Origin of the sequence: Streptosporangium heterodermiicola (assembly GCF_051390675.1) — a bacterium.
Classification (GTDB): Bacteria; Actinomycetota; Actinomycetes; order Streptosporangiales; family Streptosporangiaceae; genus Streptosporangium.
Map to the genome: position 1 here is coordinate 692,683 of NZ_JBPJSR010000002.1, position 13,006 is coordinate 705,688.

10 protein-coding genes are annotated in these 13,006 nt (G+C 71.1%); 8 read left to right on the plus strand and 2 right to left on the minus strand.

What is annotated here, in order from left to right; translation table 11 throughout:
• Positions 1–279: 279 nt before the first annotated feature.
• Entirely contained in the window at positions 280–1,593 is a 1,314-nt protein-coding gene (locus tag ACSC1Q_RS06870; protein ID WP_436757799.1) for a YncE family protein, read from the plus strand.
• A 173-nt stretch (positions 1,594–1,766) separates the two neighbouring features.
• Here the strand turns inward: ACSC1Q_RS06870 and ACSC1Q_RS06875 are convergent, their stop codons facing one another.
• The gene (locus ACSC1Q_RS06875) at positions 1,767–2,990 is read right to left on the minus strand and encodes an alginate lyase family protein (RefSeq protein WP_436757800.1); all 1,224 of its coding nucleotides are present in this window, start codon (positions 2,988–2,990) and stop codon (positions 1,767–1,769) included.
• 280 nt (positions 2,991–3,270) lie between these two features.
• Complete coding sequence (locus ACSC1Q_RS06880) at positions 3,271–3,750, minus strand: MerR family transcriptional regulator (protein WP_436757801.1); 480 nt, start codon at positions 3,748–3,750, stop codon at positions 3,271–3,273.
• A 100-nt stretch (positions 3,751–3,850) separates the two neighbouring features.
• Here ACSC1Q_RS06880 and ACSC1Q_RS06885 point away from each other — a divergent pair, with 100 nt between their 5' ends.
• The 7 genes from ACSC1Q_RS06885 (at position 3,851) to ACSC1Q_RS06915 (ending at position 12,986) form a co-directional block, all read left to right on the plus strand.
• A complete protein-coding gene (locus ACSC1Q_RS06885) occupies positions 3,851–4,900 on the plus strand; it encodes an aldo/keto reductase (protein WP_436757802.1) in 1,050 nt (349 codons plus the stop codon).
• A 205-nt stretch (positions 4,901–5,105) separates the two neighbouring features.
• Positions 5,106–5,999, plus strand: a complete 894-nt coding sequence (locus ACSC1Q_RS06890; protein ID WP_436757803.1) for an NAD-dependent epimerase/dehydratase family protein — start codon at positions 5,106–5,108, stop codon at positions 5,997–5,999.
• A 34-nt stretch (positions 6,000–6,033) separates the two neighbouring features.
• Positions 6,034–7,299, plus strand: coding sequence for an enolase C-terminal domain-like protein (locus ACSC1Q_RS06895; RefSeq protein WP_436757804.1), 1,266 nt, complete (start codon positions 6,034–6,036; stop codon positions 7,297–7,299).
• Positions 7,300–7,345: 46 nt separating this feature from the next.
• Positions 7,346–9,412 (plus strand): substrate-binding domain-containing protein, encoded by a 2,067-nt coding sequence (locus ACSC1Q_RS06900; RefSeq protein WP_436757805.1) that lies wholly within the window; start codon positions 7,346–7,348, stop codon positions 9,410–9,412.
• Between the two features lie 390 nt (positions 9,413–9,802).
• On the plus strand, positions 9,803–11,194 hold the full coding sequence (locus ACSC1Q_RS06905; RefSeq protein WP_436757806.1) for an ABC transporter substrate-binding protein: 1,392 nt from the start codon (positions 9,803–9,805) through the stop codon (positions 11,192–11,194).
• Positions 11,191–12,165 (plus strand): carbohydrate ABC transporter permease, encoded by a 975-nt coding sequence (locus ACSC1Q_RS06910; protein WP_436757807.1) that lies wholly within the window; start codon positions 11,191–11,193, stop codon positions 12,163–12,165. The genes ACSC1Q_RS06905 and ACSC1Q_RS06910 overlap by 4 nt, the downstream gene beginning before the upstream one ends.
• Positions 12,162–12,986: a carbohydrate ABC transporter permease gene (locus ACSC1Q_RS06915; protein ID WP_436757808.1), complete on the plus strand. Its 825-nt coding sequence runs from the start codon at positions 12,162–12,164 to the stop codon at positions 12,984–12,986. Before ACSC1Q_RS06910 ends, ACSC1Q_RS06915 begins: the two co-directional genes overlap by 4 nt.
• Positions 12,987–13,006 lie beyond the last annotated feature (20 nt).

Here is a 13,006-nt window from a genome sequence, read left to right on the forward strand (position 1 = left end):
CCCCGTCTCACCGGCCACTCGTTGTGCCGGCGGCGGCGGGTACCATCGCCGGGGCCGTTCACCGCTTTGTATATTGAAATGGTGCCATATTTTCTTTTTCTTGCTTTGGAGGTTTGGTTTCTTCCGGAAATTCGCCATCCCGTGGAGCGGGGAGTCTTGACCCGCTTTCTTTGAAAATCATACAATTCTTAGACTTATGTGGATATGGGGCTAAAGATAAAGCGGCGGCTCTACGGGGACGCGGGGAGACGCTCCGGCCGGAGTGGTTCTGGAGGGCGTATGGGGAAGTGGCGGGCCGCGGTCGTCGCGGTGCTGGCGCTGTTCGTTCTGGGCGCGGGAGTGCCGTTCCAGGTGGCGGCGGAGAAGTCGTACGAGGTGTGGCTGGTCGACCAGTCCAACACCAACGGGCTCGCCCACGGTGGCACCGTCAGCGTGTACTCCGGACGTGACGTCACCAAACGGCTGTCGTCGGCGCGGCCCGTCCACGTCCTGGACCTGGGCGGCGCGACCTCGTCCCTCTGCCTGGCGAGGACCGGCAGCGTGCCCGTACGCCCGCACATGATCGTTTTCAACAAGGCCGACACCCACGCCGCGCTCGCCTTCGTCGCCAGCGGCCACGTGGTCGTCTTCGACGCCCGCACCCGGCAGCCGCTCACCTGCCTTCTCACCGAGACCGGAGCGGGAGGGGTACGGCAGGCCCACGCCCTCTGGCCCACCGAGGACGACAGATACCTGATCGTCTCCAACCAGAACGGCAAGAAGCTGGAGCGCGTCAGCACCGACTACGCCTCGAACACCTTCGTCCAGCAGCCCGCCGCGACGGTCGACCTGGCCGGTTGCGCCACTCCGAACGGCGCGCCCTGCCAGTCACCCGGGCTCCGGCCGGACAACGCGCCGATCTGCCCGTTCATCGCCTCGGACAACGGCCCGGTCTTCGTCAGCCTGCGGGGCGGCGGGATGCTCGTGGTCGACTGGCACACGACGCCGATGTCGATCGTGGGGGAGTACGACGCGACCAGGATCCCGGCGAACGGCTGCGGGTTCATCGAGGCGAAGGGCACCGTCTTCGGCAACGGGGGCGGGGGCACACCCGCCAACCTCGACCAGTTCAGCGTCTTCAGGCTGCCGATGAGCGGCTACTCGCCCGCCAACCCGCCCAACACCCCGGCGGTCCAGGCGCTCTTCAACGACGACTCGCCCGAGCGCGACGCCCACGGCGTCCTCGCGTCCGCGGGGGAGCGTCACGTGTGGGCCGGTGACCGTGACGCCAACGTCGCCGAGGTCTTCGACGGGTCGAGCGGCGCCCACGTCGGCACCGTCGACCTCGTATCGCCGTTCAGCGCGGACCCGACGGTCGACCTCTTCGCCGTCTCCCCGGACCACAAGTGGGCCTTCGCCTCGACCCGGGGACCGAACCCGCTCTCCGGGGACCCGCACTCCTCCCACGGGAGCGACCCGGGAATGCTGGTCCTCAAACTGACCGGCAACGGTAAGAAGGGCACGGTCGAGGGCCTGATCCGGATCTCCAACGTGGACGCGGGCGGTGTCCAGCGGGCCGACGCCCACGGCATCCGCGTGCGCCGTACGAACTGACCGGACGGAACGGCCCGGCCGGGTTCCGTGTGCGGGCTGGCCAGACCGGACGGTTCCGTGTGCGGTGTGCGAACCGGCCGGACCGGACGGTTCCGGCCCGGCCCTGACGCGAGATCTGACGCGCGGGAGGGGCCGTCCCGGTCGACCGGGACGGCCCCTCGGGGGGATCGGTGTCAGCTGGGGTTGGCGGCGTGGGTCAGGGTCTCCCAGGCGACGAAGAGGACGTTCGTCCCGGCCGGGCGCTGCTGCTCGGTGAGACGCTGCGTGTTCGTCATCGCGATGCCCAGCCGGGTGTTCAGCGCGTTGAAGCCGACCTCGGTGATCGGGCCCAGCCCGAGGTGGAGGGTGCCCCCGCACAGTGAGGACGGCACGGCGGCGCCGAGCTGGTACTTCGCCTGCAGGCCCAGCGCGTGGCGCAGCCGCTCGCTGATCTCCGGGTAGAGGTCCTGCCCCTGGATCCGGGTGGTCTCGGCGAAGTGCGAGATGGCCGACAGCCCGTACCCGGTGTGGGTGAAGTCGCGGCAGGTCTCCTGGGTGAGGCCGTCCATGAAGGTGGACTGGCCCTGCCAGTAGTCGATGATCTCGGCGCGGGTGTCGATGCCGCTCCCCGGAGGCGCCTTGGGGAGCGCGCCGTCGGACGAGACGTAGATGAAGGCCGGCACCCGCCCGCGGAACTTGGCCACGGCCCTGTCGTAGCTCGTCCGGTCCTCAAGGAAGACGGAGATGCCGAGCGCGGCCTCCATCATGCTCAGTTCCCAGTTGCCGTTGCTGTTGGAGCCGTTGATGATCTTCGGCAGGTAGACGGTCCGCAGCATGGTGGAGAAACGGGTGACGGAGGCGGCGGACCAGCCGGTGTAGGTGTAGCGGATGATCTCGGCGGCCCTGGGCCACGAGGATCCGGCCCATCCGGTCTGCAGCGGGGCGTTGCTGTTGGTGTGGTCCCTGATCACCGCGGACCAGGCGTCCATGATCTGGATGGCCTTCTGGGCGTACCTGCTGTCCTGCGTGACGTACCAGGCCAGCGCCATGGTGTACGCGGCGAGCGCGTCCTGGCGCTCGTCGGTGCAGCCGTTGTTGGGGTTGGAGTAGGAGCCGCACTCCACGATCGCGCGCGGCTTGGGGGTCCGCGACAGCGACGCCAGGGAGTGCCCCATCATCTGGTCGAAGGCGCCCTTCCACGGCTGGGCGCCGGCGTTGACCTTCGCGCGGATGAAGTCGAGCTGGGGCCTGCTGACCAGGACTCCCGGGTGGGTGAAGGTCGCCGGGGCGGCCTGCGCCCGCGTGGCGGGGAGGTTCGGCGGCGGCGCGGCGCCGGCCGCGGGGGCGGAGAGGGTGGTGACGGCGAGCGCCGTGGCACCCAGGATCGCGGCTGCCGTCGTTCGGATGCGTCTGAGCATGTGGAGCTCCTCGCTGGCCTGACAGGCCAAGGGGGTGGCGAGAGGTCTCGGCAGGGGGCCTTGATGACCGCCCATCCAACCGACCCCGACAGCGATCCGTCAATATCTTTAGGAAAGTTTCCTAACATTTAAAGGTCTTGCCGGGCGTCCCTGTGGCCTCCCCTCCGGGCGTGCCCGAGCCCCTCGCCCTCGGTCCCGGTGGTCCGGTGTGGCCCGTGCGTGAGCTTGATGTGGGCGGGTGTCGCGGCCGATGCCGCCGGGCCTGTTCCTTCGGACTCCTTCAGGCCCGTTCTTCCAGGACCGTTCCGCGCTCCGGCCTGTTCTCCGGTGAGGGCGGTGCGACGCACTCGTGGCCGGCGGCTCCCCGGTCGAGGATGTCCTCGTACACCCCGACCTTGTGGTTGATCAGGTCCAGGCAGCGGTTGAGCCGGTCGAGCTGGGCGGTCACCCGCTCCCGGTGCAGGCGCAGGAGGGCGAGCCGCTCCACCTCGTTGCCGTCTCCCAGCCTCACCATCTCCGTGTACTGGCGGATCGCGGGCAGCGGCATGCCGGAGGCGCGGAGGATGATGCAGAGGGTCAGCCACTCCACGTCGTCCTCGCCGTAGACGCGGCGCCCGCCGGGGTCGCGCCGTACGGGATTGGCCAGGATGCCCTCGCGCTCGTAGAAGCGCAGCGCGTGAACGCTCAATCCCGTGCGCTCGGCGACCTGCCCGATGCTCAGATCCGTTGTGCCCGTGCCCGTGTCCGTGACCGTGTCCATGGCGTCCAGGATACGGACTTGACCTAGAGTCGACTCTAGATCCTACGATGCGGGGCGTCGCGACATCACGTCCGGAACGACCATCAAGGGAGCACGACCCATGCGTTATCGCGTCCTCGGCGGCACCGGCATCGAGGTGAGCGTCCACTGCCTCGGAGCCATGATGTTCGGTGCCGTCGGCAACCCCGACCACGACGACTGCGTCCGCATAATCCACGCCGCCCTCGACCAGGGCGTCAACTTCGTCGACACCGCGGACATGTACTCCGCCGGCGAGTCCGAGGAGATCGTGGGAAAGGCGCTCAAGGGGCGCCGTGACGACGTCGTGCTCGCCACCAAGGTTCACTTCCGGATGGGGAAGGGCCCCAACCGGAGCGGCAACTCGCGGCGCTGGATCATCAAGGAGGTCGAGGAGAGCCTCCGGCGCCTGGGGACCGACTGGATCGACCTCTACCAGATCCACCGCCCCGACCACTCGACCGACATCGAGGAGACGCTCTCCGCGCTGAGCGACCTCGTACGCCAGGGGAAGATCCGCGCCTTCGGCTGCTCGACCTTCCCGGCCGAGGAGATCGTCGAGGCGCACAACGTCGCCGAGCGTCGCGGGCTCCAGCGCTTCAGGACCGAGCAGCCGCCCTACTCGCTGCTCGCCAGGGGGATCGAGGCCGGGGTGCTCCCGGTCTGCCGTCGTTACGGGATGGGGGTGCTGACCTGGAGCCCGCTCGCCTCGGGGTTCCTCACCGGCAGGTACAGGAAGGGGCAGCCCATCGACCTCTCCACCGGGCGCGCCTCGCTCATGCCCGCGCGTTTCGACCCCTCGATTCCGGTGAACGCCGCCAAGCTCGACGTCGTCGAGAAGCTCGTCGAGGTCGCGACGGACATCGGCTGCTCGCTCCCCGAGCTCGCCGTGGCCTTCGCCGCGGCGCATCCCGCCGTCACCTCGGTGATCACCGGGCCGCGGACCATGGAGCAGCTGGAGGGACTGCTGAAGGGCGCCTCGCTCACCCTCGACGACGCGACCCTCGACCGGATCGACGAGATCGTGCCGCCCGGGACCAACGTGTACCACCCGGACGGGGCCTGGCGCCCGCCCTCGCTGACCGACACCGCGCTGCGCCGCCGCCCGCTCGCGGAACGCGCCGCGGGTTAGCCTCGGGCGTGGGTCAGCCTTAGACGTGGGTCGGCCTCGGACGTGGGTCGGCCTCGGACGCGGATTGGCCTCGGGCGCGGGTCGGCCTCGGACGCGCCCGGGGCGCGCCGCTATTGACATGGCAATGGCGGGGTAGCAAGCTGATCTCATATGTACAAATCGATTTGCGACACGGATGAGCCCTTCCCGCCGCAGGTGGTGACGCATGAGTGAGGTTCCCCGGCGGGTCCTGGTGACCGGGGCCGCGGGCAGGTTGGGACGGCTGATGCTCGACCTGCTCGCGCACCGGGGCGTGGCCGTCACCGCCCTCGACCTCCGCGACCCCGGCGGGCCGGTGGCGGGCCGGGTGGTCGTCGGGGACGTGGGAGACCCGGCGACGGTGCGCGACGCGCTCGACGGCGTTGACGCCGTCGCGCACTTCGCCGCGATCCCGGCCCCGGTTCTCGGCACGCCGGAGGAGGTCTTCTGCGGCAACACCCGGGCGACCTTCGTGGTCCTGGAGGAGGCGGGCCAGGCGGGGATACGCCGGGCCGCCATCGCGAGCAGTTACTCCGTGCTCGGCCTCCCCTGGGCCTCGCGCCCGCTGCACCCGGCCTACCTGCCGATAGACGAGTCACTGCCCCTGCAGGTCGAGGACCCGTACGGGCTGTCGAAGCAGGCCGACGAGGCGACCGCGGCGATGATGGCGCGCCGCTACGGCATGACGGTCGTCGCGCTGCGCTTCCCCCTGCTCGGCGGGCCGGGGGACAAGCTCGACAAACGTGCGCGGGAGTACGCGGAGGACCCCGGCTCCGGCGCCGCCGAGCTGTGGACCTACCTCGACGGCAGGGACGCCGCCCTCGCCACCTGGCAGGCGCTCACCCGGCCGATCGAGGGCTACCGCGCGATCTTCGTGACGGCCGAGGACACCCTGGCCCCGCAACCCACCGAGGAGCTGCTCGACCGCTTCCACCCCGGGGTCGAGCGGCGGGCGCCGCTGCCGGGCAGGGCCGTCCCGATCGACCTGGGAGAGGCCCGCCGCCTGCTCGGCCTCACCGTCCGGCACCCCTTCCCCGCGGCGGACGCGGCGGACGCGGCGGACGTGCCGGAGACCGCGTGACCCCTCTTCCCATGCCGGACGACGCGGAGGCCGCATGACATCCCTTCCCCTGCCAGAGACCCAGGCCCCCTGGCCCGCCAGGGACGCCCTCCGCGTCACGGGGGTACGGCCGATCGTCACCGCCCCCGAGGGCGTGCCCCTCGTGGTGGTCCGGGTCGACACCAGCGACCCCGGCCTGTACGGCCTGGGCTGCGCGACCTTCACCCAGCGCTTCCACGCCGTGGCCGCCGCGGTGGAACACCACGTCGGCCCCCTCCTGATCGGCCGCCACCCCGCCGACATCGAGGACATCACCAGGATGGTGCACTTCTCCTCCTACTGGAGGGGCGGCCCGGTCCTGAACAGCGCCCTGTCGGGGGTGGACCAGGCGCTCTGGGACATCGCGGGCAAGCGCGCGGGCATGCCCGTGTACGAACTCCTCGGCGGCCGGGTGCGTGCCGCGGCCGACACCTACCTGCACGCGGGCGCGGCCACCGTGGAGGAGACGATCGAGGAGGCCCAGGCGATCCTGGCGTCCGGATACCGCCACGTGCGGCTCCAGACGGGCGCGCCGGGGCTCGGCCACTACGGTTCGCCCGGCTCTCCGGGCGGTTACCCCGGCTCCCCGTACCCCGACGGGTGGGACGTGCAGCGCTATCTGCGCGACACCCCGAAGCTGTTCGAGCGCGCCCGCGCGGAACTGGGGGAGGAGCCGGGCCTGATGCACGACGTGCACTCGCGGCTCACCCCCAAGCAGGCGATCGCCCTCGCGCGGGCGCTCGAACCGTACCGGCTCTTCTTCCTGGAGGATCCGATAGCGCCGGAGTTCTACGACCGCCTGCCCGAGGTGCGCGAGGCCGCCCCGATGCCCATCGCGGCGGGCGAGCAGCTCAGCTCCGTCGCCGACGCGGCCAGGATCGTCCGCGAGGGCGGCGTCGACCTGCTGCGGCTGCACGTCTCGTCGGTGGGCGGGCTCACCCCCGCGCGCAAGCTGGTCGCGCTCTGCGAGCTGACCGGCGTGGGCACCGCCTGGCACTCGCCCGCGGACGTCTCGCCGGTGGGCGCCGCCGCCAACGTGGCGCTCGACGTGACCACCCCCGCCTTCCAGATCCAGGAGGGGCACCTCTATCCCGAGGCCGTCCACGAGGTCTTCCCCGGCACGATCGGCCCCGTCAACGGATACCTCTACCCGAACGACGCGCCCGGCTGGGGGATCGACCTGGACGAGACGCTGGCGGCGAAGTATCCGCCGCTCGAACACCTCCACGAGCGCTGGTCGGCCCGGGTACGCCGCCCCGACGGGGGCATCGAGCCGCCCTGAGAAACTTATAGTGGGTGTAAGGAGTGTGTCGATGTAAGATCTGCCCATGGTCCCGGCACCCTCCGAGGAGCGACCCCCCACGCGGCGTGAGCGGAGGAAAGGGGAGACGCGGCGTGCCATCGCGGGCACGGCACGCCGCCTGTTCGCCGAACGCGGCTTCGAGACCGTGACGGTGGCCGAGATCGCGGCGGTGGCCGACGTCTCGACCAAGACGGTCTTCAACCACTTCCCGGTCAAGGAACAGATCTTCTTCGAGGCGGATCCGCTCGGCTGGCCCGCTCCCGAGCGGGCCCTGAGGGAGCGCCTGGCGGGTGAGCGGCCCGTCGACGCGATCCGCCGCGTCATGGCCAGGCCCTCGGCGGCCGGTGCCGGGGAGGACGCCGACGACGACGCGGCCGATGACACCGACGACGCTGCTGACCTGGTCGACATGGCCGACGCCGCCGACGCCGGGGCGGTCGCCGTCCACGCGCGGATCTACCGGGACAGCCCGGCGCTGCGGTCGTACTCCCGGGAGATGTTCGCGGGGCAGGAGCGCGCGCTGCGCGAGGCGATCGAGTCCGGCGCGGGCGGTTCCGACGCGGGCGGTCCCGGCGCGGGGGGAGGGCTCGGGGCCGGGGTCGTGGCCGCGCTCGTCCTGGCGGCCGTGCGTGAGGTCTGGGAGTCCACCCTGCTCAGGATCGCCGCCGGTGCCGCCTTCGAGGACGCCGCGTCCCTCGGACGCCGAGAGCTGGACGCGGCCCTCGACCTCCTCTCCCACGACTCTTCCGGCCGTGACGCGCAGGGCCGTGACCTGCCTGGTCAGCACCCGCTCGGTCGTGACCCGCTCGACCGCGACCCGCCCGGTCAGGACCCGCTTGCCCGTGACCCGCTCGACCGTGACCCGCCGGACCTCGCGCGTGGTGGCACGCGGAGGGCCCTGTCCGCTCCTCACGCGGCGGCGCGGCTCCCGGCGGACGAGCCCGTACGGGAATCGCGGGGAGAACGGGGGGCGCGGGGGCGTGCTCCGGCCGGAGGCGGGGACGCCGCCACCGCAGACGCCTCCGCCTCGGACGTCCCGGTCCCCGGCGGGGGCGCCCCCGCCGGGGACCGGGACGTCCGCGGGCCGGTCCGCGGTGACCGTCCCAGCATCACCAGGGTCGCGCGGCTCGCGGGAGTGAGCGCGACCACGGTGTCGCACGCGCTGAACGGGCGCCGCCCGGTGGCCGAGGAGACGCGGCGGCGCGTGCTGGCCGCGATCGACCAGCTGGGATACCGGCCCAACGTCCTCGCCCGGGGGCTGCGCACGAGCAGGAGCCAGACGATCGGGCTGATCATCCCGGACATCACCAACCCCTTCTACCCGGCGCTGGCGCGCGGGCTCCAGGACGTGCTGGGACCGGCGGGCTACGACGAGATCATCAGCAACACCGACGGCGACCGGGAGCTGGAGCGCGCCGCCATCGACCAGATGATCGCCCGGCAGGTGGACGGCCTCGCCTTCGCGGTCTTCCACACGCACGCCGAGGACCTGCTGCCCGTCATCGGGGCGGGCATCCCCGTCGTACGGCTCGGGGGCCGCCTGGTCCAGGCCGGGGTCGACGTCGTGCACAGCGACGACGAGGGCGGGGCCGCCGAGGCCACCCGCTACCTGCTCGAACGCGGTTACCGCAGGATCGGCTTCGTCTGCGGCCCGCACGCGGAGGGACCGGCGGCCGAGCGCGTCGCGGGTTACCGTTCCGCGCTGCTGGCCGCCGGCGCGGACGCCGATCCCCGGCTCGTGGCGCACACGCACTTCAGCCGGGCGGGCGGGTCCTCGGGCACCGCCCGCCTGCTCGACCTGCCCGAGCCCCCGGACGCCGTGCTGTGCGCCAACGACATCATGGCCATCGGCGCGCTCGACACGGCCGAGGAGCGGGGGCTGCGCGTTCCCGCGGACCTGGCCGTCATGGGGTTCGACGACATCGAGGCGGCGAGTCTCGTCTCGCCGGGACTGACCACCATGGCCAACCCGGCCAGGGAGATCGGCCAGGCGTGTGCCCGCCGCCTGCTGGAACGGCTGGGGGGCGGGACGGCGGAGCTCTCCGCCGAGACGGTGATCCCGGCCCGGCTGGTCCGCCGCCGGTCTGCCTGAACACCCCGCCGCGCGTGCGGCCGTCCCTCCACCCTGGCGTGACCCTTGACACGCGCTGTGTTGCGTGTAAGTTTCGGAACCAATCTTAACGATTTGCGTGGACGTCGCCCCGTGATCCGGATCCCCACCGGGGCACGGGCGAGAGCCCGGACTCATCCTCCGCGACCCCCCTGAGGAAGTGACGATGCCGATGCCAACCGGCCCATACCGATCACCTGACCGCGCCCGCCGGGTGCCGGAGCCCGCCAGACGCGGGAGCACCGGACCGTCGTGCGCCGTCCGCGGCACACACGCAGCACACGCGGCGGATGCAGCGCACACAACGGACGCAGCGCACGCAGCGCACACCGTACGCATCGCACGCATCGTGGCAGTGGGGAAGGAAGCGACATGAGAGCAGGCAAGCGGGTCCTCGCCGCCGGTCTGGCGCTCGCGGTGGGACTCACCGCGGCCGCCTGCGCGGGCGGCGGGCAGAGCGGTGACCAGGGCGGCGGGCAGGCGGCCGGTCAGACGCTGAAGATGTGGACGTTCAAGCGGACCCACGCCGACGCCCTCACCAAGGCCGCCGAGCAGTTCAAGACCGAGACGGGCATCTCCGTCACCATCGAGGCGATCACCCCCGACGACGTGTTCGTCAGCAAGGTGCAGAGCTCCGCGCAGACCGGCGACCTGCCGGACGTGCTGGAGATGCACGCGGGCGGCGAGGACCTTGAGATGGGCTCCTCGGGCCTCCTGGTCGACCTGGCCGCCGACGTCTCCGACGCCTGGAAGCAGCGGCTGCTGCCGACCACCCGCGACGCCGGGCTGATGACCCAGCAGCGGATCGACCTCGCGGCCAACGACTCGCCGTACAAGCAGGTCAAGGCGGGCACCCTGTTCAGCGTGCCGTTCACGGCCGGGGCGTTCGGCATCGTCTACGCCAACAAGGAGAAGCTGAAGGCCGCCGGGCTCGACGCGGAGACGCCGCCGAAGACGTGGGAGGACTTCCTCGCCGCGCTCAAGGCGACCACCGACAAGGACCCCAAGCAGGGCGGTCTCTCCCTGGGCCTGAAGGTCAGCCAGACCGGCTACAACTGGGCCTACCAGCCGCTGGCCCACTCCTACCTGGGCAAGGAGAGGTTCCAGGCGCTGTTCGCCAAGGGCGCCGCGCAGGGCTTCGCCTCGCCCGACGGGATCAAGACGCTGGAGCTGTACAGTCAGCTCACCCCGTACTGGATGCCCGGCACCACGTCGCTCGGCATCGACGAGGCGGACATCGCCTTCGCGCAGGGCAAGTCGGCCTTCAACGTCGGCGGCACCTTCACCCTGGCGTTCCTCGCGCAGAACGGGATGACCCCCGACAAGGTGCTCGCCTTCCCGATCCCGCCGTCGTCCGAGGGGCTCAGCAAGGAGATCGTGATGGCGCCCCTGGCGCTCACCTCCCTCGGCGTCACCGCCACCAGCAAGAACCGGGAGGCGGCGGTCAAGTGGCTGGACTTCGTGACCTCGCCCAAGGGCGCGGGCGTCGTCGCGAAGAACTCGCTCGACCTGCCGGCGACCGACCTGGGCGCGGAGGCCGAGGCCCTGCTCGGGCCCGACCTCGCGTCGTTGCAGAAGTACTTCACCGGCGCCCCGGAGGCCACCTACGACGCCGGTGACACCACCTTCTTCCCCTCCGACTACGACCAGGTCAAGCCCGGGGACCTGATGGTCAGGCTGACGCCGCTCAAGGAGGTCACCCCGCAGCAGGCCGGGCCGGAGATGGACAAGATCATGGGCTCCATGTGGAAGTCCACCAAGTGAGCACCCTCACCACCGAGGATCGCGCGGGGCGGCTCCCTGAGGAGTCGCCCCGTCGCGGGCGCGGGCGCGGCCGGAGCCGCTGGGGGCGGTGGCTGACCGGGTGGGCCTTCGTCCTGCCCGCGGTGGCGCTCTTCCTGCTGATGGGGGTCTACACCATCGGCACCGGCCTGGCGCTGAGCTTCGCGAAGTGGAACGGGCTCACCCCCGAGTGGATATGGGTCGGCTTCCAGAACTACCTCGATCTGCTGTACGCCGACCCGGTGCTCGCCCCCGAGCTGCGCCGGGCCGCCTGGAACACCTTCCAGGTCATGGTGGCCGTCCCGGCGCTCACGGTGGCCATCTCGCTGCCGCTCGCGGTCGCGCTGAACTCCGTCCGGCGGCTGCGCGGGGTGCTCCGCTCGGTGTACTTCCTGCCCTACGTCACCAGCGGCATCGCGGTCTACTACGCCTGGCGCTACGTGCTGGAGCCCGACGGGGCGATCAACGTGCTCCTGGGGTCGGCCGGCCTGGGCAGCCTGTCGCAGCCGCAGGGTTTCCTCGGCAACCCGGACACCGCGCTCCCCACGCTGATCATGATTCTGGTCTGGTCGAGTGTCCCCGTCGCGACCCTGCTCTACCTCAGCGGGCTGCAGGCCATCGACCCCAACGTGATCGAGGCCGCACACATCGACGGGGCCTCGCCGCGCCAGGTGCTGCGCCGCATCGTCTGGCCGCTGCTGACCCCCCTCACCGCGGCCATCGTGCTGCTCGGCGTGCGGGACGCGCTGCACGGCTTCCAGATCTTCCTGATCATGACGAACGGCGGGCCCGGCGGGCACACCGACGTGCTCGGCCTGCAGGTCTACCGGCTCTCGTTCATGAAGGAGCTCGCCCAGACCCTGGGGATGGCGAGCGCGCTGGGCTGGCTGCTCTTCGCCGGTGCCCTGCTGCTCACCCTGGTCAACGCGCGCCTGCTCAGGAGGATCCGATGATCGGGTCACGCATCGTGAAGACCGTCGCCCGCACGGCCCTGGTGGCGTACGCGCTCATCAGCCTGTACCCCTTCCTGTGGATGCTGTCCGGCGCCTTCAAGACCAGGGAGGAGATCCTCCGGGGCGGCAACCTCATCCCGGAGAACCCCACCTTCGACACCCTGGTGTCCACGTGGAGCCGCCTGCACTTCTTCGACTACTTCCTCAACAGCCTCCAGGTCACCGCGCTGACCGTCGCCGGGGTGCTGGTGGTCTACAGCCTCGCCTCGTACGCCTTCGCGGTGCTGGACTTCCCCGGCAGGAAGGTGCTGTTCTGGTTCTTCGTCTCGCTGCTGTTCGTGCCGGGCATCACGGTGCTGCTCCCCGTGGTGATCCTGGAGAAGAACCTCGGCATCCTGGGCTCGCACCTGGGGCTGGTCCTGCCGTTCGTCAACGGCACCGCCCCGCTGACGGTGCTGCTGCTCACCAACGGCTTCAGCGGGATCCCCCGGGAGCTGCGCGAGGCCGCGCGGGCGGACGGGGCGCGGGAGTTCCGGATCTTCTGGTCGGTCTACCTGCCGCTCGCCCGCCCCACCCTCATCACGGTCGCGGTGCTGACCGCGGTGCCGACCTGGAACGAGTACGTCCTGACGCGGGTGTCCCTCAACGACCCCTCCCTCTACACCCTGCCGCTCGGCCTGGAGACCCTGCTGTCTGGCAATGTGCCGCACTACAACGAGGTGATGGCCGCGTCCCTGATCATCGTCCTCCCGGTCATCGCGCTCTTCCTCCTCCTGCAGCGCTACTTCGTCAACGGCCTCGTGGGAGCGGTCAAGGGGTGATCCCCGGTCAGGCGGCCCGC

Coding starts and splice junctions, on each gene's coding strand:
- ACSC1Q_RS06870 (WP_436757799.1), top strand. CDS start 280: ATGGGGAAGTGGCGGGCCGCGGTCGTCGCGGTGCTGGCGCTGTTCGTT.
- ACSC1Q_RS06875 (WP_436757800.1), bottom strand. CDS start 2,990: ATGCTCAGACGCATCCGAACGACGGCAGCCGCGATCCTGGGTGCCACG.
- ACSC1Q_RS06880 (WP_436757801.1), bottom strand. CDS start 3,750: ATGGACACGGTCACGGACACGGGCACGGGCACAACGGATCTGAGCATC.
- ACSC1Q_RS06885 (WP_436757802.1), top strand. CDS start 3,851: ATGCGTTATCGCGTCCTCGGCGGCACCGGCATCGAGGTGAGCGTCCAC.
- ACSC1Q_RS06890 (WP_436757803.1), top strand. CDS start 5,106: ATGAGTGAGGTTCCCCGGCGGGTCCTGGTGACCGGGGCCGCGGGCAGG.
- ACSC1Q_RS06895 (WP_436757804.1), top strand. CDS start 6,034: ATGACATCCCTTCCCCTGCCAGAGACCCAGGCCCCCTGGCCCGCCAGG.
- ACSC1Q_RS06900 (WP_436757805.1), top strand. CDS start 7,346: ATGGTCCCGGCACCCTCCGAGGAGCGACCCCCCACGCGGCGTGAGCGG.
- ACSC1Q_RS06905 (WP_436757806.1), top strand. CDS start 9,803: ATGAGAGCAGGCAAGCGGGTCCTCGCCGCCGGTCTGGCGCTCGCGGTG.
- ACSC1Q_RS06915 (WP_436757808.1), top strand. CDS start 12,162: ATGATCGGGTCACGCATCGTGAAGACCGTCGCCCGCACGGCCCTGGTG.